Source organism: Cytobacillus spongiae (assembly GCF_021390075.1).
Genome location: NZ_CP089998.1, coordinates 62,041 through 83,922 on the forward strand (window position 1 = coordinate 62,041; position 21,882 = coordinate 83,922).

Sequence of the window (21,882 nt, forward strand, 5' to 3'; positions counted from 1 at the left end):
TTGTTTTATTCGGAATAAAAAATATTTTTAGAAAATTCTGTTGTTATTTGTCGGTTCCCGTATTAGAATAAACGTTAAATTCAATTACTGAAGGGAGGACATCGTGATGCTAACATTTCTTGCATCCATCTGTATTTTAGTAGCAGGCTATTTCATTTATTCAAAGGTGGTAGAGAAGATTTTCGGTATTGATGATTCAAATGTGACACCTGCATACACCAAGAAAGACGGTATGGATTACATGCCTATGAGCTGGTGGAGAGCAAGCCTGGTTCAATTATTGAACATTGCAGGGTTAGGACCGATCTTCGGTGCTATTTTAGGAGCTCTGTATGGACCGGTAGCATTTATATGGATTGTGATTGGTACACTGTTTGCCGGAGCGGTTCATGATTACTTTTCAGGAATGTTGTCCCTTAGACATAATGGCGCTCAATTTCCATCGATCGTTGGAAAATACTTGGGGAAGCCGGTCCAATCTTCAATGAACATTTTATCGATTGTCCTCATGGTACTCGTAGCGGCAGCTTTTACATCGGGCCCTGCTCAGCTGATGGCAGAGGTGACACCACTTAATTTTATGACATCCCTTGTCATTATTTTTACATATTTTCTTATTGCGACTGTCTTACCGATCAATAAGATCATTGGTAGGATTTATCCGTTCTTTGGAGCCATCCTGATCTTTATGGCGGTATCAATCGGAATCGGTTTATTCTTTTTTGAGCATCCCGTACCGAATTTAACATTTGAAAATTTGCATCCAAATGAATTGCCCCTTTGGCCACTGCTGATGGTGACTGTATCATGTGGAGCGATTTCAGGATTCCATTCCACTCAAAGTCCCATCTTAGCAAGAACATTGAAAAGAGAAAGTGAAGGCAGGAAAGTATTCTATGGTGCAATGGTCGCCGAAGGGATCATTGCATTAATATGGGCTGCTGCAGGAATGGCATTCTTCAATGGAACAGGTGGTCTTCAAGAAGCATTGGCCGCTGGAGGACCTGCCGGAGTGGTCAATGAGATCAGCAAAACGACTTTGGGTACTTTAGGTGGAGTGCTGGCAGTCCTGGGGGTCATTGTCCTTCCAATTACAACAGGGGATACGGCGTTGAGATCTTCAAGAATGATGCTGGCTGATTTGATGAAAGATTTCCGGAAGAAGGAATTTGACGGGAAATGGACGCCAATATTCCTAGTCTTCCCTGTGGCAATCCCGACATTTTTACTTACACAAATAGACTATACTTTCCTATGGAGATATGTAGGCTGGTCCAATCAGGTAGTTGCCACTGTCATGTTGTGGACTGCTGCAATCTATTTGCTGCAGCAGGCAAGGTTTCACTGGATCTGCAGTATTCCTGCATTATTTATGACAGGAGTTGTTAGTTCGTATATCTTTTATGCTCCAGAAGGTTTTGGTTTGCCTTATTCCACAGCGATGCTGATCGGTTCCATCATCTGGTTGGCTGTCTTGGCTTGGTTTGTCCTTCAAGTGATAAAATACAACCCGAAGAGACAACAATCATTAGAGGTGAAGTCGGTCAGTTCATAACGATTAGCAACAGAATAGAGACTGGGACACAGAAGTGTTTTAGTCGAAGATCAATCCGAACAATCATTCAATTGAAAAATCGAATGATTGTTCGGATTTTTAATTGGTTTTGTTTGAGCAAAATTTGGTTTTCTCCCTATTCTAGCTGTTCATTGGAGCGGGGGGCGAAACTCCTGCAGTAAACCAGTGACATGTGGATCGTACGGATCGACATCGGTATGAGAAACCGATCAATTTTAATTTTAAGGAATAACCTGTGAAAAGCGTCAATGGATTTTCAGTTTTTGTCGAATAAAAACTGAATTTTTGAAAGATTAAAACAAATCATTCTACAAATTTCGTATTTCCCATATGCTATTTTAATAGAAACAAGCATTCTTTCAGATAAGGATGATTGAGATTTGGATGTACATATTGACAAATGCGTTACGGGATTAGAGTTACAGATTGTATAGTGCATTATGTAAAAGTACAAGTTAAAATTAAGTGAAAATACTTAAAATTCAGATTTTTTTACTCCGTCTTTTGAAAACTAGTGAGTGTGGACAAATGAATTAAAAAATAATGAAAGCGCTTACTATTTTAATAATTCTATTTGTGTAGGGGGAAATGAAAATGTCAGATTTAGTGAAAATCGGACTTATTCAAGCTTCTCATGATGTTGATGGAAGCGAAGCTGTTGATGTCCACAAAGAGCAGGCAATTAAAAAACACGTAGAGCTGGTAAGGGATGCAGCAAAAAAAGGAGCTCAAATCATTTGCCTTCAGGAGATATTCTATGGTCCTTACTTTTGCTCAGAACAAAATCCCAAGTGGTATGATTCTGCTGAAGAAATTCCCAACGGTCCCACAACCAGACAGTTTCAGGCATTAGCCAAAGAGCTGGGCGTCGTCATCGTCCTCCCAATCTATGAACGTGAAGGGATTGCTACTTACTATAATACGGCAGCCGTCATCGATGCAGATGGATCCTATCTTGGAAAGTATCGAAAACAGCATATTCCACATGTCGGGGTCGGGGAAGAAGGCTACGGATTCTGGGAGAAATATTACTTTAAACCAGGCAACCTTGGATATCCGGTTTTTGATACGGCTTATGCAAAAGTGGGGGTTTATATTTGTTATGACCGTCATTTCCCTGAAGGGGCCCGTCTTTTAGGATTGAAAGGTGCTGAAATTGTATTCAATCCATCTGCTACAGTAGCAGGGTTGTCTGAGTACTTATGGAAACTTGAACAGCCGGCTCATGCAGTGGCAAACGGATATTATTTAGGAGCGATCAACCGTGTAGGGTATGAAGGTCCGTGGAACATGGGGGAATTTTACGGACAATCTTACCTGGTAGACCCAAGAGGCAGCTTTGTTTCCATTGGTAGCAGAGACCATGATGAAGTCATCATAGGAGAAATGAATAAAAAGCTTTTACGTGAAGTTCGCGATACGTGGCAGTTTTATCGTGACCGCAGGCCGGAAACGTATAACGATATGACCGCTTTACTTCCTTAGATTATAGAGGCTGACGATCAATCATCATTGTCAGCCCTTGGGTGTTGAATCGGATCGTGTTGGAAAAACAGGAAATGAAGAGGGGGAAGCCAGTTTGTCTAATACACTTTCATTACTCAATCTTGAGAAGAATTTTCTTGAAGCACATGAAGGGTTAAGCAATAAGGAAGCGGTGGAGGAAGCAAACCGCTGTTTGTATTGTTATGATGCACCATGTATTCAGGCATGTCCGACAAGCATTGATATACCTTCATTTATTAAAAAAATCGCATCAGGGAACTTGAAGGGATCGGCGAAGACCATTATGTCGGCAAATCCTGTAGGTGCAAGCTGTTCACGTGTCTGTCCGACTGAAGAGCTTTGTGAAGGAGCTTGTGTGTTGAATCATTCCACCAAACCCATTATGATCGGCGACCTTCAGCGTTATGCAACTGACTGGGCAAGACACAATGATAGTGTCCTTTTTGAAGCTGGTGAGCCAAATGGAAGGAAAGTAGGCATTATCGGCGGGGGGCCAGCAGGTCTGTCAGCAGCAAGGGAACTTGCACGCTTGGGTTATGAAGTGACAATTTATGAGGCGGAAAAGGAAGCTGGAGGATTAAATACGTATGGCATCGTATCTTTCCGCCTGCCTCAGTCCATTTCTTATTGGGAAGTGGAACAGGTGAAAAAATTAAATGTCGATATCCGAACCGGTGTGAAGGTGGGGCAGGATATATCTGCTGATGACATTCTGGAGTCACATGATTTTGTCATCCTGGCAGCAGGGATGTCCCATGTTCCCGCACTGAATATTGAAGGGGAACAATTAAAGGGTGTCCATGACGCAATTGAATTTGTCAAGGCAACTAAGGGTGGCGAACTCACTAAAGACTACGTAGGCAAAAAAGTGGCAGTGATAGGGGCCGGGAATACGGCCATTGATGGAGCAACTTGTTCCGTGCGCCTAGGTGCGGAAAATGTGAAGATTTTATACCGCCGTACTCAGGAAGAAATGACGGCTTATGATTTTGAATACGAGTTCGCCAAACAGGATGGAGTAGAATTCCGCTGGCTTACGGCACCTCAAAGAATCATCGGAAATGATGCAGGGGAAGTGACCGGGATCGAATGCATCAAGATGGAATTAGGTGAGCCAGGTGGAGATGGGAGAAGGCGTCCCATTCCTGTAGAGGACTCCCAATTCACCCTGCCAGTGGATGCGGTCATTAAGGCAATCGGCCAGACAAGGCATCTATCACTGATTGAACAATTCGGTTTAGACCATTTCGACGGGGTAGTAAAAGTGAATCAGGAAACCTTTCAAACATCTAATCCAAAGATCTTCGCCTGTGGTGATATTGTTTTTGGTAAAGGTATCGGAGAAGCGATGGTCGTTACAGCTGCAGAACAGGGGAAGCAGGCAGCCTATCATTTACATGAACAATTGTCTAACGTTCAAATGAATTAACATTGTCTTAAGGGGGGAAAGTCATGGCAAATTTAAGTATTGATTTAGCAGGGATAAAATCACCTAATCCTTTTTGGTTGGCGTCAGCTCCGCCAACGAACTCAGGCTACCAGGTTCAAAGAGCCTTCGAGGCAGGCTGGGGCGGTGCAGTTTGGAAGACATTGGGGGAGCCGATCATTAATGTATCTTCAAGATTCGCGGCTGTCAGCTTTAATGGACAAAAAGTAGCCGGGTTCAACAATATCGAACTTATAACCGATCGACCTCTTGAAGTGAATTTAAAGGAAATATATGAGACGAAGAAGCGTTTTCCTAATCATGCCATCATTGCATCATTGATGGTAGAACCCAAACAGGAAAAATGGCATGAAATAGTGAAGAAGGTTGAAGATGTAGGCGTGGATGGACTTGAGCTGAATTTCGGATGTCCCCATGGAATGGCTGAAAGGGGAATGGGATCTGCATCAGGTCAAGTACCGGAATTAGTCGAAAAGCAAACCTTTTGGGCGAAGGAGGCGGCTAAGACACCGGTAATCGTAAAGCTGACACCGAATATCACAGACATTACGGTCACTGCTGAAGCAGCTGTCCGGGGTGGTGCAGACGCCGTCAGCATGATCAATACCATTAACAGCCTAGCAGGTGTAGACCTGGATTCTTGGAATACCATACCCCATGTTGCCGGGAAAGGGGCTCATGGAGGATATTGTGGACCTGCAGTGAAGCCGATTTCATTGAACATGGTTGCAGAATGTGCAAGGAATCCGCGAATCAATGTACCGATTTCAGGAATGGGCGGAGTATCCAATTGGCAGGATGCCGTCGAATTTATGCTCATGGGGGCTTCCGGGGTCCAAGTCTGTACTGCTGCCATGCATCACGGTTTTAGAATCGTCGAGGATATGCTGGATGGACTGAATAATTATCTGGATGATAAAGGGATCGCTTCTGTTAAGGATATCGTAGGGAAATCAGTGCCGAAATTTTCAGACTGGGGTAACCTTGATCTGAATTATAGTGTTGTGGCCAAAATCAATCCGGATGTTTGCATTAACTGTAATAAGTGTCATATAGCCTGTGAAGATACATCCCATCAATGCATCGACATGCTGAAAGATCCAAAAGGAAACAGCTACCTTAAAGTAAGGGAAGAGGATTGTGTAGGATGCAATTTATGCTCGATTGTATGCCCGGTTGATGGAGCCATCGACATGATTGAAGTTCCAAGCGGTCATATGCCGATGACCTGGAATGAGCGTCAGGCTGCAGTCGCAAATGTATCCGGCGCTAGAGAAAATGCAGTGAAATAAGTCTGGAGGTACAAAAAATGGATAAAATCATTCAAAATGGAACGATTGTGACAGCTACCGACACATATAAAGCGGATATTTTAATACAACAGGGAAAAATTGCAGCCATTGGGAAAGAATTTGAAGTTTCAAATGCAGAAGTCATCGATGCGAAAGGGAAATATATCTTTCCAGGAGGGATTGATCCCCATACGCATTTGGAAATGCCATTCGGGGGAACGGTATCAAAAGATGACTTTGAGACTGGAACCATTGCTGCAGCATTTGGAGGTACGACGACACTGATAGATTTCTGCCTGACCAATAAGGGAGAGCCGCTTCAGAACGCCATAGATACCTGGCATGCAAAGTCCAGAGATAAGGCTGTGATCGATTACAGTTTTCATCTGATGATCGGGGAAATCAATCATGAAGTCCTCTCTCAGCTACCTGAAGTAATAGATAAGGAGGGAATAACCTCTTTCAAAGTTTTTATGGCATATAAAAACGTCTTCCAGGCAGACGATGAAACGCTGTTCAGAACATTGATTGCTGCTAAGGAATTGGGAGCACTCGTCATGGTGCATGCAGAGAATGGCGATGTAATTGAGTATTTAACTGAAAAAGCATTGGCTGAAGGCAAAACTGAACCAATTTTTCACGCGTTGACGAGACCGCCTGAGCTCGAAGGGGAAGCAACTGGGCGAGCAGCTAAACTTACCGGGTTGGCAGACTCTCAATTATACGTTGTACATGTGTCCTGCTCAGAAGCCGTGGAGCAAATTTCTGCGGCCAGAAGCAAAGGGTTGAATGTTTGGGGAGAGACCTGCCCTCAATATCTGGTACTTGATCAGACCTATTTGGAACGTCCAAACTTCGAAGGGGCTAAATATGTTTGGTCTCCGCCCCTCCGTGAGAAGTGGCATCAAGAAGTACTGTGGAACGCCTTGAAGAGCGGTCAGTTGCAAACATTGGGATCCGATCAATGCTCGTTTGATTTTGCTGGCCAAAAGGATCTTGGCAAAGAAGATTTCACTAAAATTCCGAATGGCGGACCCATCATTGAGGACCGTGTATCTATATTATTCTCAGAAGGAGTTGAAAAAGGGCGGATAAGTTTAAACCAGTTCGTTGATATCATGTCTACGCGCAGTGCAAAGCTGTTTGGACTGTACCCTCAGAAAGGAACCATAGCAGTAGGTTCAGATGCAGATCTGGTCATTTTTGATCCAGATTCTGAAAGAGTGATCTCTGCTGCAACCCATCATATGGCAGCAGATTATAACCCGTTTGAGGGTATGAAGATCAAGGGAGAACCTGTTTCAGTATTATCGAGGGGTAAATATGTCATTAAAGACAAACAGTTCGTAGGCAAGCTTGGAACAGGAATGTATATTAAGAGAGCGAAATACGGTAAGCTTCTTCTGAATGAAGAGAGTGAAGCATTTCAATCTTCAAAGTCATAGTAAATATGGTAGCCATGCACCCAAATAATAGAACCACTCCTGCCAGAAGAAGGGTATCTCCTTCTTCTTGCCTCTCTTATAAAGAAAAGGATTTGCCATTCGAAGCAAACAAATAAGGGGTGTTCGTGTTGAAAAAGAGCTATTTGAAATCTCCAGATTTATTACCGATTAAAGAAAGTGAAAGAAAAATCACCAAGCTGGGTTATTCATTTATGTGGGTAGGGATGGTAGTGGTCCTTGCAACCTTCGCCATCGGTGGAGCAGGAGTCGTTTCTTTACCCTTGCCGCTTGTTGTGCTTGCCACCATCATCGGGTCACTTGCCATCGGACTGTTCATTACATTGACGGGAGATATCGGAATTGAGCATGGAGTTTCCTTCCCGGTATATATGAGGGCTCCGTTTGGAACGATTGGAACACATATCCCTTCAATTGTACGTGGTCTGGCTGCATCGATGTGGTTTGGCATAAACACCTATTTCGGGGCAACTGCAATGAACGGTATTTTAAATATTTTATCTGGTTTCGATAACTGGTTTGTTTGTTTCCTGATCTTTGCGGTACTGCAATTGGTGAATACAGCCCTCGGCATAAAAGCGGTGGAGCGTTTTGCAGACCTGGCGGCACCGGTCATTATTCTTATTTCTGTATGGATGTATTCTTCCCTGTCCGAGTCAGCTGCTTCTCAAGGGAGAGACATTTGGAGTTGGGTTGAAAGTCCGGTAACGGGCGCCGCTACATTTACAGCCTTCCTGGTGGTCATCTTTAGTAATATGGGGTTTTGGGCAACGCTATCAGCTGACATCCCGTCCATCTCACGATTCATGAAGGCCCCCAAAAATGAGCGGAACTGGTTTAAAAGAAACAAAAGCTCATTGATTGGTAATCTTATAGCCCTTCCTATTACCCAGGCATTCATGGTGCTGATCGGGGGGATATCATACATTGCCGTTTTAAACTATGATCCTGTTGTCGCTCTGCAGGAAGCAGCGAGCGGATTCATTTTAGGGATCCTGCTCCTAATGATTGTCCTTGCTCAATGGTCTACGAATATTGCTGCAAATATTGTACCGGCGGCAACGATCTTCTCTAATGTGGGAGGTCCTAAATTTCCATTTTGGGCAGGTGTCGTTACGGCCGGTATTGTAGGTACGATCGTCCAACCGTGGAATTTATTCGGGATCATCATCCCTGTCCTTCTTTTTGTGGGAGGAATTCTGTCTGCAATCGTGGGGATTTTGATAGCAGACTATTATTTCATCCGGAAACGAAGAGTGAATGTGCCTGCATTATATGAGGATAAAGGACAGTTTAAGTATATGAACGGAGTCAACCTGGCTGGGTTCATTTCATGGATCTTGGGAGGAGTGGCTTCCTATTACGTTCCCAATTTCTCCTTCTTAGTCGGCTTCGGGGTTGGGGCCCTTTCTTACTATGTATTAGCGAAATTCTGGTGGTTCAAGAAATTCGAACAGGCAGAACTGCTGGATCCGAGTGATGAGAAGTATCTTGGTTTGTCTGTAGGGCGTGACTGGGAAATTGAAGTTGAAGAAGATGTCATGGTCACTGAAGGATCTCCAACCGGCACAAGTTTTTCTTAATGTATTCAGAACAAAACGTTTCAGGTCGTATTAGAAGAAATGGTGGAAAGGGTGTCGTCATGTCCGATTATCAAGAGTTCTTAAGCGAACGGGATAAAATTGATTTTCTCATTCAAAAAGGGTTCAAAATTGAAAACATCACGGAGAACCTGAGTGGGGCATTCGTTCTTTTCAAGCATAAGGAAAACAAAAGAAGGGCAACCCTCCATGTGAAAACGGCAAATGCAAGAAAATATTTTTCCAACCTGCTGCTGGAGAAGTAAGGGTTGAAAGGGGAGTCTTGGATGAGTGATGTGAATGAACCGTGTGAGGGAAAGGAACTTCCACTCTTACCTCGAAATCTGCAAACGTCTGAAGAGTTAATCGATTGGGTGTTATCCGTCTTATCTTCCCATCAACTTTCAGATGAGGACCTATTGAGTTGGTGGAATGAAGAGATTCAGTTTGCGGTCTCCTAAATAAGAATAAAAGGAAAAAAGGATTGGTCACTCCAATCCTTTTTCTCCATTTTTCCATGGCAAACCATAAGGAGCGAAGCATGAAAAGTAATTACTATTTATCGGTAGAAGATATTCTAGGCAGAAGATATTTTGAGCATGCTAAAGTGATTGCCGGCCTTAATGGACTCAGCCGACAGGTGAAGTGGGTTCATGTTGTCGAGGTGACATCCATAAAGAATCTACTCAATGGACATGAGATGATTCTAACTACAGGGATGGCCCTGAAGGAAGAAGAGCCCTTTCTATCTCTCCTGGAACAACTGATCGAAACGGACGCAGCCGCCATTTGTATTGAACTGGACACCAATATTTCCACTATACCAATGTCTGTTTTGAAATGTGCAGATGCATTTGATTTTCCAATCATTGTCTTCCAGAAGGAAGTACCATTTGTCAGTATTACGCAGGATATACACTCTGTTTTAATCAATCAACAATATGACATGATCAAAAAGCTGGATTTTTACGCACAGGAGTTAAATAAGAAGCTGCTCTGCGTCAAGCATTATAAAGAAATCCTTCATGTATTACATAAGGAGCTTTCAGTACCGGTCCTTTTTCAATTGAAGGAACAGGAGGCTGAAATATACCCACCTCTTTGCCCTCCGGAAGAAGAGAAGATACGAAAAAGTTATATCAGTCCTGGAAGGTCCAACAATCATATTGCTACGGCCAAGGTAATTTTATTTGATCAGGAATATGCACAACTAGGCATTTATCGAAGCGATCATCCTTTTAGTGAATATGAACTTCTCATATTAGACAGAACTTCAACGGCATTGGCCCAATTTTTAATGAGAGAATTGTACTTTAATGAGCAAAAACGACAGGAAGATTCAAAGTGGATCACCACCTGGCTAAAAGGAGAACAGTCTTACGATAGACTCTCCATATTTCTGGATGATTTAAAACTGTCAATCTACGGAGGCGTCGTATGTATTTGCCGGACGAATAAGCTGATTGAACAAGAACCCATCGATTTGACTTATTTTAACCTTGTAACCAGGAGCATTTTTGAACAGCTAGGCTTTCATGTATTACCTGAAAGAGTGGGAAATAATCTCGTGTTCATTCTTCTTGATACAAGGAGGACAGGGGATTGGAAGGCAAGAGCCACCTCTGCCTACAATAAGCTGCTGCAATCTGACTTCTTTAAAGAGGCAACACATACTGTTTTTGCGACAGGCAAATACCAGGAAGAGACAATGGATATCTATAAAAGCTATGAAACTGCGAAAGACAGCCTAATGTTCCAGTCAAAGATCGATGCTTCTAAATCCTTTATTTTCTTTGATGAATTGCATCTGTACAGATTGATCTCCATTGTAAGCAACAATGTTAATCTTGGGGAAATGATTGAAGAATACCTTTCACCACTCCTCGATTATGACCGAGACCATGATGGGAATTTAGTACAGACGTTGAAGGTTTTCCTTGCCTGTCAAGGTTCTAAACAGGAAACATCCAAACAATTATTTATTGTAAGACAAACGCTCTACCATCGTTTGAAGAAAATTGAAGATCTACTTGGAGAAGATTTTATGACTTCCGACAGGCGCGTGGCCATTGAATTTCTGTTGGCAGCCCATGATTATTTGCAGCCAGTAACCTCGGTGAAAAAGCTGAAGATCAATTAATAAAATAATGTCCATTTCATGAGGAAGGTTCTTTTACACATTGTCTAATGAAAGCACTACCAATTTCTTTCATAATGAAATTATAGGGATGCGACAGGTTCAATACATCAAGTGCAAATCCATTAATTAGAAGGAGGAACTTAAAATGACGATCATAAAAAAAGATGTGGCAGTATTAAAGAATTATATTGGTGGTGAGTGGGTTGATTCCCTTAGCTCACAAACATTAGAAGTTTTGAATCCGGCTACGAATGAAGAAATTGCAAGAGTGCCGATTTCTACCAAAGAAGACGTTGCAAGGGCGGTGAAAGCAGCGAAAGAAGCATCCCTTACCTGGAAGAAGACTCCTGTTCCAAAGCGGGCTCGTATTTTATATAAATACCATTCCCTGCTTTCTGACAATCATGAGGAGCTGGCGAAACTTGTTGTACAGGAAAATGGTAAATCCTTTAAAGAGGCGTATGGAGAGGTGCAGCGTGGGCTTGAATGCGTGGAATTCGCATGTGGGGCTCCTACCCTCATGATGGGTGAAACGTTAAGTGGGATTGCAGAAGACATAGATTCAGAAATGTTCCGTTATCCACTGGGTGTAGTGGGGGGGATCACTCCTTTTAATTTTCCGATGATGGTACCTCTTTGGATGTTTCCCCTGGCAATCGCGTGTGGTAATACATTCGTTTTGAAACCGTCTGAGAGAACTCCGATTTTAGCCAATAGACTGGCAGAGTTACTTACAGATGCTGGTATGCCGCACGGCGTATTAAATGTTGTACATGGCGCTCATGGTGTGGTAAATGGACTGATTGAGCATAACGATATCGCGGCCATTTCGTTTGTAGGATCCCAACCGGTGGCTAAGTATGTTTACCAGCAGGCTGCCTCTCAAGGAAAAAGGGTTCAGGCATTATCTGGAGCGAAGAACCATCATGTCGTCATGCCTGATGCGGACATGAATAAAGCGGCTGATCATATTATCAGTTCAGCGTTCGGTAGTGCGGGGCAACGTTGTATGGCGTGCAGTGCAGTGGTGGTTGTAGGCGATAATGAGCCCTTTATCAAGGCCTTGAATAAAAAAGCAGACGAACTATGCATGGGGAACGGGATGGACGAAGAAGTCCTTCTGACTCCAGTCATTCGAAAAGAACATCGGGAAAAAACACTAGGGTATATCGAAAAAGGCCTTAAAGAAGGTGCGTCTCTCATAAGGGATGGACGAAAAGAAATGGACGAATTCAAGGAAGGGAACTTTCTGGGTGCCACCATCTTTGACCATGTTTCACCCGAGATGACCATTGCAAAAGAAGAAATGTTCGCTCCAATCCTTAGTCTTTTGAGAGCCAAGGATCTGGAAGAAGGACTGGAGTACATCCGTCAATCCAGATATGGGAATGGCGCAACGATTTACACGAAAGATGCAAAGGCAGTCAGACAGTTCAGAGAAGAAGCTGATGCTGGAATGCTCGGTATTAATGTCGGGGTTCCGGCAACGATGGCGTTCTTCCCGTTCTCAGGGTGGAAAGATTCTTTCTACGGTGATATGCATGTTAATGGTAAAGATGGAGTAAATTTCTATACTAGGAAGAAAATGATCACTTCTCGATTTGATTTTTAATCAGAGTTAGGAGGAACCTTCATGGTGAAAGCAGGTCAATCTCAAGATTTATGGTTAAAGAATGATGAGAAGCTCCTTTGGCATTCCATGAAACCATACAATCCTGATGCAACAATGGTTGTAAAGGAGTCAAGCGGCTCGTGGATAACGGACAAAGATGGTCAAAGATTTCTGGATGGCATGGCAGGACTTTGGTGTGTGAATATTGGTTACGGTCGACAGGAGTTAGCAGAGGCTGCCTATGAACAGCTAAAAAAGATGGCTTATTTTCCACTGACACAAAGTCATCAGCCGGCGATTGAGCTTGCGGAGAAATTAAACCAATTGCTTGGTGATGAGTATGTCATTTTCTTCTCTAACAGTGGATCTGAAGCCAATGAAACCGCCTTTAAGATTGCCAGGCAGTATCACCAGCAAAATGGGGAGCATGGCAGGTATAAAATCTTTTCAAGATATAGAGGCTATCACGGAAACTCAATGGGGGCCCTTGCAGCAACCGGGCAAGCACAGAGAAAATATAAATATGAGCCTTTAGCACCGGGATTTATCCATATTGCCCCGCCTGATTCCTACCGGGACGAAGCATCAGGTGATCACCCTCATGAACTTCCCGGTGTAAAGGCTATAGACCAAGCGATGACATGGGAGTTGAGTGAAACAGTAGCGGCGTTAATCATGGAACCGATCATCACTGGTGGAGGAGTTCTCATGCCACAGGACGGTTACATGAAAGCAGCGAAGGAAGTATGTGATAGGCATGGCGCTCTCTTGATTGTCGATGAAGTGATCTGCGGGTTTGGGCGAACAGGTAAGCCTTTTGGATTTATGAACTATGATGTAAAGCCTGATATCATTACGATGGCGAAGGGGATCACCAGCGCGTATCTTCCCCTGTCTGCAACAGCTGTGAAGCGTGAGATATATGAAGCGTTCAAAGGTTCTGAGGAATATGATTACTTCCGTCACATTAATACATTTGGTGGGAACCCGGCAGCTTGTGCCCTGGCCATGAAAAACATCGAAATCATGGAAAACGAAAGGTTATTCGAACGATCTTCCGAGCTTGGTGAAAAAGCCCTGAATACATTGAAGAATCGTCTGCAAGATCATCCCTATGTTGGAAATGTCAGAGGGAAAGGGTTATTGATCGGGATAGAATTGGTAAGAAGCAAAGAAACGAAAGAACCATTGGACGTTTCAAAAGTAAATTCAGTAATCTCATATTGTAAACAAAATGGGGTGCTCATCGGGAAAAATGGAGCAACCGTAGCCGGCTACAATAATGTGCTCACATTGTCCCCTCCATTAAATATCGAAGAGAAAGACCTGGACCTATTATTATCAACCGTCATGGAAGGAATCGGACAATTATCATGATTAATGGGAAAACATCTGCCAAAGCAGATGTTTTTCTTTTTAAACAAATTCTATTTAATGGTAATATATAGTAGGTAGGAACAATGAGGAGGGGAAACATTCGTGAGTATTCTTTTTAAAGGTATTGACCATATTCAAATCGCGGCTCCCATAGGAAGTGAAGAAGAAGCCCGATCATTCTTTACTGATATTCTCGGTTTGAAGGAAATACAGAAACCCGAAAACCTTAAAGGAAGAGGCGGGTGTTGGTTCCAAATTGGCCCTCAAGAAATTCATGTTGGGGTACAAAAAGATTTTATGCCTACAACTAAAGCACATCCCGGTATACTTGTTTCCAATTTACCATCTCTTAGACAAACTCTGATTGAGAAAGGGATCAAGGTAAAGGAAGATTCCCCAATCAAAGGCAGAGATCGTTTTTTTGTCTCTGATCCCTTCGGTAATCGGTTAGAATTTCTCGAATATGATTAAAATAATTCTCACCTCATAAATAATAAGGTGTTCATTATATGTTCTCATTGTGTAACCTAATGAATGTCAGTTTCACCATAAGAACAGAACTTCTCCCATGACACTGCAACGTATGCTGATAATAAAACGTTTGTGGCCTGTGATAGATCTTCGCCTTGACCTTTACGGATGTAAAGCGCTGGGCACATTTCTCTTTTTCACATTAATAAATTCCGAAGAGTAGATCGTAATGTGAACTTGCCCGTCTCTTACTTTTGCCCTGATAAGCAATGGCTGGTTATAGGTGTTCTTAAAAACAAAGTCAGGTCCGTACCAGCTGACAGTAGCGTCTCTGCCATCAGGCACGTAAGGAACACGTTTTGAGTGGTGATATAGCTCAACTATTTCAACACCTGCCTGGTCCACCGCATTGAACAAGGTAGATGACACCTGGCATATCCCTCCGCCAATATCTTCTGAAAGTTCCCCTTTCAATATGACAGGGGCTTTTTTATATCCTTTATCCCTTGTCCTTTTTCCTACCACACCATTGAATGAGAACTCTTCTCCAGGGAATACGACCGTATTGTTGATTTTTTCGGCTGCCAGAGAGATGTTTTGGGAACGTTCCACATTATGGACATTAAAGTAAGTGACGTAGCTACCAATCTGCTCGGTCCGTATATGGGCGATTGTCTCACTATCTACTTTTGGATACATTACTTTAAGAGGGGCAGTCAAATGATTTTTGTCTCTGGAAATTAAGTAAGAAAGGATAAATTCGCGAAATTTTATTTCATCAAGTTTGTAACCTGGTTTTTCAGAAACGATTTGGTTACTCTCATTGAGATATGCATTCTGAGGGGGGAGAAAGACCTCTTTTCTTACTTCAGATATCAACATTTCATATCGCTCTTCGTTTAATAAGGGTTCATCTACAAATGGTACATATAAGGCATTTTGTTCTATTGAGATTGTTTCCTCTTTAGGAAGGTGAATATGCAATGGGTTTTGAGCATGTACGACAGGTAGTAATAAGAGACAGAATGTACTAAGTTTCATCATAAGCATATGCCCCGCCCCCCTTTCGTTTGTAGTATGGATAAGAAGGGGTTCTTTCATGTTAGAAGATAATTGCCAAAAATTGATGGTCATTTAATTGAGGTGGTGATTAAAGACTAAGGAAAAAAAGAGGTTTCGTACATGCTTTTTCTATTCAGATTCATTATGGTTGTGTCATTATTGACTGTTTGCTTCCCTAAAGCTGCAGAGGCAATGCCTGATTTTAATATAGAAATAGTACCTTGGGAGCAAGTAGAAGAAATCATTCCAAACCGGACTTATTTTACAATCATTGATGTGGAAACGGGTCTGTCATTTAAAGTGCAAAGAAGAGCTGGAAATAAACATGCAGATGTTCAACCTGTGACAAAAAAAGATACGAAGATTATGAAATCCATCTATGGAGGGAAATGGAGCTGGGATCGACGAGCGATTCTGGTGTTAGTACATGATCAGCTCATAGCGGCATCCATGAACGGTATGCCTCACGGTGCAGGAGCGCTTCAAAATGACTTCCCTGGACATTTCTGTGTTCATTTCTACGGAAGTACGACTCATAAAACCCCGACACCGGATTTAGGGCATAAAATCATGATTTTAAAAGCAGGCGGGGTATTGGATGAATTTCTGTACAAATCGGATCCTTATGAATTGATTAGGGTAATGGAGATTGCCGTCAATCAGCATGATGAAAGGCTCCTCTCAAAAGTGATGAGTAACAACGACATATCAGCAAAGGAAATTCTTCACAAGGTGAGACATATTGAAGTCACACAGAAGTCGATTCTTCCTGTAGAAGATTTACCTGTCCTGGTAGGAATGGAGCTTCAAGTCAGTGTGAAATGGATACAGACCGATCAAACACAACAAACAAAGTCCATTTCTCTTATCGTACGTAAAGAAGCGGTGGAGGATCAATGGAAACTAGACGGTCAGTCATTCCTTTCAATGATGGAATAAGAATGTACGACATTTCGTTCCTCCAGTGGATGAAATCTTTTCTATCTTAAAGTGTTATTCATATTAGAAAAGGGGAAAAGGGTATATATAATGAATCATGGAGGGACCAAACCGATGTTTGAGTTTGTCATAAGCTTAATAAAGGATCTTGGCATGTGGGGATTGTTCGCAGGGAATGCCATTGAAGCATCATCCCTGCCATTTCCGGGGGCACTCGTAACCTTAACCTATGGATACTTATTAGATCCTACCTGGATGGAATTAATAGTTCTTGCAACCACAAGCAGCTTGGTTTATACGGTTTTTAGTTATATCCCATATGGTATTGGACATAAATTAAAAGATAAAATTAAAGAGAAAACCAGTTCGAAAAAAATGGAGAAAGGACAGAAATGGTTTCGGAAATGCGGCTTGTGGAGCATTGCCATCACAAGACCTCTTGGGATTGGTAACTATATCTCCTATGTTGCAGGAATCAGTAAAGTGAACAAATGGAAGTTCGGTGGATTAACATTCATGGGCATATTCCCCATTACCTTCACGATGTTGATTGTGGGGAAAAATGGCAATCTCAAAAATGTACAGACCTTGATGAATGACATTCAAACGTATGTCATTGTTGGAGTTGCTGTATTGGCGGCTGGTTTCTTTTTCGTTAAATTTCTGATCAAGCCCAAGGAAAACACCGGCTGTTTGGACAAAGAATCAACCATGGCAAAGCAAATAGAATAAGAAAGATCGATTCACTCCTGAGTCAGGGAGTGAATTTTTTGTTAAAAGAGATGACGCTAAAGAACGATTTTGGTTTCCTCAAACTACTAAATGCTTCATATCTTTCACCTGTGGTATAATAAATAGTTGAGAATAGAAGATTTACTGGAAAGGTTTGAATGAAACCATGACACAATATACCCCAATGATAAAACAATATTTACAGGTAAAGGCAGAATATCAGGATGCCTTTTTATTTTTCCGTTTAGGCGATTTCTATGAAATGTTTTTCGATGATGCCATTGCTGCATCTCAAGAACTTGAAATAACATTGACAAGCCGTGACGGGGGAGGAAAGGAACGGATTCCCATGTGCGGTGTCCCTTATCATTCTGCTCCCAATTACATAGAGCAGCTCATAGACAAAGGCTTTAAAGTAGCAATCTGCGAACAAACAGAAGACCCCAAACAGGCAAAGGGAGTTGTCAGACGGGAAGTCGTACAGCTCATTACACCTGGAACTGTTATGGATGGTAAAGGATTAAATGATAAAGAAAACAACTATATCGCTTCTGTGACAGATTTTAATGATCAAACGTTTGGGTTGGCATATAGTGATTTATCAACGGGGGAAACGAAGGTGACTCTGGTTACGGACGGTCTCCACGCTGTCTTAAATGAGCTCTCCACCATCGGGGCTAAGGAAGTGGTCATTCACCCGGATCTTATGAAAGAAGTGCAGGATAGGATTAAGGAAAGAAACGATGTGACATTATCCTATGAGAGGGAAGCAAACCCAGGGGAAGCTTTTGCCCATCTTGTCGAAAATTTGAGAAATGAAAAACTGAAATCGGCATCCTCCACTCTTCTCCATTATCTTTTCCGTACACAGAAGAGAAGCCTTGATCATCTCCAAGCAGTTGAAACGTATCAGCAGCATCAATTTATGAAAATGGATTACTATTCGAAACGTAATCTGGAGTTGACAGAAACGATCCGATCCAAGGGGAAGAAAGGATCTCTTCTCTGGTTATTAGATGAAACGATGACGGCCATGGGAGCACGACTATTGAAACAATGGATAGATCGTCCCCTCATTCATAAGCAGGAAATCGAAAGACGTCAAACGATCGTTGAAGTGCTTCTGGAAAGATTTTTCGAGAGAGAGGACCTTAGGGAAAGGCTGAAAGAAGTGTATGATTTGGAAAGGCTGTCTGGACGGGTCGCGTTCGGGAATGTGAATGCACGAGATCTTGTTCAGTTGAAGAAATCCCTTCAGCAAGTACCATTCCTAAAGAATCTGGTGGAATCACTGGGAAATGAAGTAACAGACGACTTTGTGACAAAACTTGATCCATGTGAAGAATTGATGGATCTCCTTGAACAGGCTCTTGTGGATAATCCGCCTTTATCCATCAAAGAGGGAAGCATTATCAGGGAAGGATATCACGAGGAGCTTGATCAGTTCCGTGATGCAAGTAAGAACGGGAAATCCTGGATTGCGCAATTAGAGCGGGATGAAAGAGAACGGACGGGAATAAGGTCTCTGAAAGTCGGATTCAATAGAGTTTTCGGTTACTATATAGAAGTAACAAGAGCAAATCTTCACCATTTGGAAGACAACCGTTATGAAAGAAAACAAACGTTAACAAATGCAGAGCGGTTCATCACGCCTGAGCTGAAGGAAAAAGAAGCACTTATCCTTCAGGCTGATGAAAAAAGCGTAGATCTCGAGTATGAACTGTTCGTTTCCATTCGAGAAAGAGTGAAGGAATTTATTCCACGCCTCCAAAAGCTTGCCAGACTAATAAGTGAACTGGATGTTCTTCAGTGCTTTGCAACGGTGAGTGAAAAAAGGCATTATACCCGTCCGGTTTTTAATGAAGAGAGAAGGATCGTTCTGAAGGACGGACGCCATCCGGTTGTGGAAAAGGTGATGGGTGCACAGGAATACGTCCCAAATGATTGCAATATGGACCATGAAAGAGAAATCTTTCTTATCACAGGACCGAATATGTCAGGGAAAAGTACGTATATGAGACAGGTGGCTTTAACGAGTATACTTGCCCAAATTGGCTGCTATGTTCCGGCTGCAGAGGCAAATCTTCCAATCTTTGATCAAGTATTCACGCGAATCGGGGCTGCCGATGACTTGATTTCCGGTCAAAGCACATTCATGGTTGAAATGTTAGAGGCGAAAAACGCAATCATTCACGCAACTCAGCAGAGTTTAATCTTATTCGATGAAATCGGGAGAGGCACTTCCACTTATGATGGGATGGCACTTGCTCAAGCCATTATCGAATATATTCATGAACATATAGGAGCAAAAACGTTATTCTCGACTCATTATCATGAGCTGACGGTTCTTGATGATGAGTTATCAAAGGTTAAAAATATACATGTCAGTGCCATGGAACAGAATGGAAAACTTGTTTTCCTCCACAAGATCAAGGAAGGTGCCGCTGACAAAAGTTACGGAATCCATGTTGCCGAGCTTGCAGAGCTCCCTGAATCCCTGATTAAGAGAGCGAATGAAATCCTTCTTGAGCTAGAACGAAAGGAAGATTCATCTATTTCTAAGGAATTAGCGGCCACAATGGAAACCAATACACAGAAATATGAACAAACAGAAGACTTGACCCAGCTTTCCTTTTTTGGTTCTGAAAAGAGGGAAAGGAAAGAAACTCTCTCTTCTAAAGAAAAGAAATGCCTGGAAGAGTTGAAGAACTTGGATATTCTTGAAATGACACCATTAGATGCACTGAACTCACTGTACACGATCCAAAAGAAATTAAAAAATTAAAGGAGGAGGAACGGTGGTAAAGATATTTCAGCTTGATGATTCACTCTCGAACAAGATCGCAGCCGGTGAAGTGGTTGAAAGACCTGCATCCGTTGTAAAGGAACTCCTTGAAAACAGCATAGATGCAGGGGGATCAATGATCGAGATTCATATTGAAGAAGCAGGATTGCAGTCGATACGGATCATCGATAACGGGGATGGTATTGAAGAAGATGATGTGAAAACAGCATTTAAGCGACATGCAACGAGTAAAATTAAAGATGAAAATGACTTATTCCGTATTCGAACCCTTGGATTTAGAGGGGAAGCTCTCCCGAGTATTGCTTCTGTCTCACATTTCACATTGAAAACGAGTACCGGTGATGGCCCAGGAACGTGTATTGAGCTTGAAGGCGGAGAAATCCATACCTTTGAGAAGTCATCTTCAAGGAAAGGCACAGATATCACAGTTTCACAACTGTTCTACAATACACCCGCTCGATTGAAATATATGAAAACCATTCACACTGAGCTTGGTAACATTACAGATGTAGTGAACAGAATAGCTCTTGCACACCCTAGCGTGTCCATCAAGCTCCTTCACAATGGGAAATCTTTATTGCATACCAATGGGAACGGGGATGTATTACAGGTATTGGCAGCGATCTACGGCCTTGGAATCGCCAAGAAGATGGTTCCAATCGAAGTGAATTCCCTGGATTTCAGAGTGAAAGGGTATATTTCCCTTCCAGAGGTTACTAGGGCTTCGAGAAATTATATTTCGACGATGATCAATGGACGTTTCATCAAGAACTATGCTTTAGCGAAAGCAATAGGGGAAGGGTACCATACTCTTCTGCCGATCGGACGTCATCCTATCGTATTACTCAGTATAGAGATGGATCCGATCCTGGTAGATGTGAATGTGCATCCTTCTAAGATGGAAGTCCGCATCAGTAAAGAAAATGAATTGAATTCCTTGGTGACGGAAGGGATCAAAGCAGTCTTCAAAGGAAAAGAATTGATCCCTTCAGGTGCGGGTTCACCGAAAGTTGCACGAGCTGAATCAGAGCAAACGTTTATGAATCTGGAACATTCCCCCATCCCTGGACCAAAGGTAGAAAGAACAGACTTTGTTGACAGAGTAAAGGAACGACCACTTCCTCAAGATGAGATCATTGAGCTTTATAAACCAGTGCCGCTCATGGAAAAACCGTCTGAGTCTGCAAAGCAGGTAGCTGTTGAACCGCATGAATCCTCTTTTGTGGTTGAAGAAAATGAGGAGGACCTGATAAATGGGACTGATGAGGATACGGGAGTAAATCAATCTTATCGAGTGCCGCCTCTTTATCCAGTTGGACAAATGCACGGCACGTATATATTCGCTCAAAATGATCGAGGATTATACATTATTGATCAACACGCAGCTCAAGAGCGCATCAAATATGAGTTCTTTAAGGAAAAGGTGGGGGAAGTGGCAAAGGAGCTCCAAGAACTCCTGGTCCCTCTCACGCTTGAATTTTCTACAGATGAGTATATCAAAATAAATGACTATCGCTCACTTCTGGAAGATGTAGGGGTGTTCCTCGAAGAGTTTGGATATAACAGCTTTATCGTTCGGTCTCACCCACAATGGTTCCCAAAAGGGGAAGAGCAAGAAACGATCGAAGAGATGATTGAACAAGTATTAAAGATGAATCGGGTGGATATAAAAAAACTCAGGGAAGAAGCAGCCATCATGATGAGTTGTAAAGGGTCCATCAAAGCGAACCATCATTTGCGCAAAGAAGACATGGAGGCGTTACTGGATGAGTTGAGAAGGACAAGTGATCCATTTACCTGTCCACATGGCAGGCCGATCATCATTCACTATTCAACATATGAAATGGAAAAGATGTTCAAACGAATTATGTAAGCGTAG

At 42.4% G+C, this 21,882-nt stretch carries 17 protein-coding genes; 16 read left to right on the forward strand and 1 reads right to left on the reverse strand.

What is annotated here, in order from left to right; translation table 11 throughout:
- Positions 1 to 106 precede the first annotated feature (106 nt).
- The 12 genes from LS684_RS20780 (at position 107) to LS684_RS20835 (ending at position 14,464) form a co-directional block, all read left to right on the forward strand.
- The gene (locus LS684_RS20780) at positions 107 to 1,555 is read left to right on the forward strand and encodes a carbon starvation CstA family protein (protein WP_169215915.1); all 1,449 of its coding nucleotides are present in this window, start codon (positions 107 to 109) and stop codon (positions 1,553 to 1,555) included.
- Positions 1,556 to 2,170: 615 nt separating this feature from the next.
- On the forward strand, positions 2,171 to 3,061 hold the full coding sequence (locus LS684_RS20785; RefSeq protein ID WP_169215914.1) for a nitrilase-related carbon-nitrogen hydrolase: 891 nt from the start codon (positions 2,171 to 2,173) through the stop codon (positions 3,059 to 3,061).
- 94 nt (positions 3,062 to 3,155) lie between these two features.
- Complete coding sequence (locus LS684_RS20790; RefSeq protein ID WP_233811752.1) at positions 3,156 to 4,511, forward strand: NAD(P)-dependent oxidoreductase; 1,356 nt, start codon at positions 3,156 to 3,158, stop codon at positions 4,509 to 4,511.
- Between the two features lie 23 nt (positions 4,512 to 4,534).
- The gene (gene preA / locus LS684_RS20795) at positions 4,535 to 5,821 is read left to right on the forward strand and encodes an NAD-dependent dihydropyrimidine dehydrogenase subunit PreA (protein ID WP_225003056.1); all 1,287 of its coding nucleotides are present in this window, start codon (positions 4,535 to 4,537) and stop codon (positions 5,819 to 5,821) included.
- A gap of 17 nt (positions 5,822 to 5,838) precedes the next feature.
- Positions 5,839 to 7,266 carry a dihydropyrimidinase gene (gene hydA, locus LS684_RS20800; protein WP_233811753.1) on the forward strand — a complete coding sequence of 476 codons (1,428 nt, stop codon included), beginning with the start codon at positions 5,839 to 5,841 and terminating at the stop codon, positions 7,264 to 7,266.
- 128 nt (positions 7,267 to 7,394) lie between these two features.
- Positions 7,395 to 8,867, forward strand: coding sequence for an NCS1 family transporter (locus LS684_RS20805; protein ID WP_233811754.1), 1,473 nt, complete (start codon positions 7,395 to 7,397; stop codon positions 8,865 to 8,867).
- A complete protein-coding gene (locus LS684_RS20810; protein WP_432418838.1) occupies positions 8,867 to 9,130 on the forward strand; it encodes a hypothetical protein in 264 nt (87 codons plus the stop codon). The genes LS684_RS20805 and LS684_RS20810 overlap by 1 nt, the downstream gene beginning before the upstream one ends.
- A 21-nt stretch (positions 9,131 to 9,151) precedes the next feature.
- Positions 9,152 to 9,325 (forward strand): hypothetical protein, encoded by a 174-nt coding sequence (locus tag LS684_RS20815; protein ID WP_225003059.1) that lies wholly within the window; start codon positions 9,152 to 9,154, stop codon positions 9,323 to 9,325.
- Between the two features lie 80 nt (positions 9,326 to 9,405).
- The gene (locus LS684_RS20820) at positions 9,406 to 11,004 is read left to right on the forward strand and encodes a PucR family transcriptional regulator (RefSeq protein WP_233811755.1); all 1,599 of its coding nucleotides are present in this window, start codon (positions 9,406 to 9,408) and stop codon (positions 11,002 to 11,004) included.
- A gap of 145 nt (positions 11,005 to 11,149) precedes the next feature.
- On the forward strand, positions 11,150 to 12,616 hold the full coding sequence (locus tag LS684_RS20825) for a CoA-acylating methylmalonate-semialdehyde dehydrogenase (protein ID WP_233811756.1): 1,467 nt from the start codon (positions 11,150 to 11,152) through the stop codon (positions 12,614 to 12,616).
- 21 nt (positions 12,617 to 12,637) lie between these two features.
- On the forward strand, positions 12,638 to 13,993 hold the full coding sequence (locus tag LS684_RS20830; protein WP_284701594.1) for an aspartate aminotransferase family protein: 1,356 nt from the start codon (positions 12,638 to 12,640) through the stop codon (positions 13,991 to 13,993).
- A 102-nt stretch (positions 13,994 to 14,095) separates the two neighbouring features.
- Positions 14,096 to 14,464 (forward strand): VOC family protein, encoded by a 369-nt coding sequence (locus LS684_RS20835; protein ID WP_233811757.1) that lies wholly within the window; start codon positions 14,096 to 14,098, stop codon positions 14,462 to 14,464.
- 162 nt (positions 14,465 to 14,626) lie between these two features.
- On the opposite strand, the gene LS684_RS20840 is transcribed toward LS684_RS20835, so the two are convergent.
- Positions 14,627 to 15,514 carry a VanW family protein gene (locus tag LS684_RS20840; RefSeq protein WP_349293134.1) on the reverse strand — a complete coding sequence of 296 codons (888 nt, stop codon included), beginning with the start codon at positions 15,512 to 15,514 and terminating at the stop codon, positions 14,627 to 14,629.
- Positions 15,515 to 15,646: 132 nt separating this feature from the next.
- On the opposite strand from LS684_RS20840, the gene LS684_RS20845 reads away from it, so the two are divergent.
- The 4 genes from LS684_RS20845 (at position 15,647) to mutL (ending at position 21,876) form a co-directional block, all read left to right on the forward strand.
- The gene (locus tag LS684_RS20845) at positions 15,647 to 16,465 is read left to right on the forward strand and encodes a hypothetical protein (protein WP_233811758.1); all 819 of its coding nucleotides are present in this window, start codon (positions 15,647 to 15,649) and stop codon (positions 16,463 to 16,465) included.
- 114 nt (positions 16,466 to 16,579) lie between these two features.
- Positions 16,580 to 17,197: a DedA family protein gene (locus tag LS684_RS20850; protein ID WP_233811759.1), complete on the forward strand. Its 618-nt coding sequence runs from the start codon at positions 16,580 to 16,582 to the stop codon at positions 17,195 to 17,197.
- Positions 17,198 to 17,363: 166 nt separating this feature from the next.
- Positions 17,364 to 19,982: a DNA mismatch repair protein MutS gene (gene mutS, locus LS684_RS20855; RefSeq protein WP_233811760.1), complete on the forward strand. Its 2,619-nt coding sequence runs from the start codon at positions 17,364 to 17,366 to the stop codon at positions 19,980 to 19,982.
- Between the two features lie 13 nt (positions 19,983 to 19,995).
- On the forward strand, positions 19,996 to 21,876 hold the full coding sequence (mutL, locus tag LS684_RS20860; RefSeq protein ID WP_233811761.1) for a DNA mismatch repair endonuclease MutL: 1,881 nt from the start codon (positions 19,996 to 19,998) through the stop codon (positions 21,874 to 21,876).
- Positions 21,877 to 21,882 lie beyond the last annotated feature (6 nt).

Bases quoted from the DNA above. Each gene is read 5' to 3' on its own strand.
- LS684_RS20780 (WP_169215915.1), top strand. From the start codon at position 107: ATGCTAACATTTCTTGCATCCATCTGTATTTTAGTAGCAGGCTATTTC.
- LS684_RS20785 (WP_169215914.1), top strand. From the start codon at position 2,171: ATGTCAGATTTAGTGAAAATCGGACTTATTCAAGCTTCTCATGATGTT.
- preA (WP_225003056.1), top strand. From the start codon at position 4,535: ATGGCAAATTTAAGTATTGATTTAGCAGGGATAAAATCACCTAATCCT.
- hydA (WP_233811753.1), top strand. From the start codon at position 5,839: ATGGATAAAATCATTCAAAATGGAACGATTGTGACAGCTACCGACACA.
- LS684_RS20810 (WP_432418838.1), top strand. From the start codon at position 8,867: ATGTATTCAGAACAAAACGTTTCAGGTCGTATTAGAAGAAATGGTGGA.
- LS684_RS20815 (WP_225003059.1), top strand. From the start codon at position 9,152: ATGAGTGATGTGAATGAACCGTGTGAGGGAAAGGAACTTCCACTCTTA.
- LS684_RS20820 (WP_233811755.1), top strand. From the start codon at position 9,406: ATGAAAAGTAATTACTATTTATCGGTAGAAGATATTCTAGGCAGAAGA.
- LS684_RS20825 (WP_233811756.1), top strand. From the start codon at position 11,150: ATGACGATCATAAAAAAAGATGTGGCAGTATTAAAGAATTATATTGGT.
- LS684_RS20830 (WP_284701594.1), top strand. From the start codon at position 12,638: ATGGTGAAAGCAGGTCAATCTCAAGATTTATGGTTAAAGAATGATGAG.
- LS684_RS20840 (WP_349293134.1), bottom strand. From the start codon at position 15,514: ATGCTTATGATGAAACTTAGTACATTCTGTCTCTTATTACTACCTGTC.
- LS684_RS20845 (WP_233811758.1), top strand. From the start codon at position 15,647: ATGCTTTTTCTATTCAGATTCATTATGGTTGTGTCATTATTGACTGTT.
- LS684_RS20850 (WP_233811759.1), top strand. From the start codon at position 16,580: ATGTTTGAGTTTGTCATAAGCTTAATAAAGGATCTTGGCATGTGGGGA.
- mutS (WP_233811760.1), top strand. From the start codon at position 17,364: ATGACACAATATACCCCAATGATAAAACAATATTTACAGGTAAAGGCA.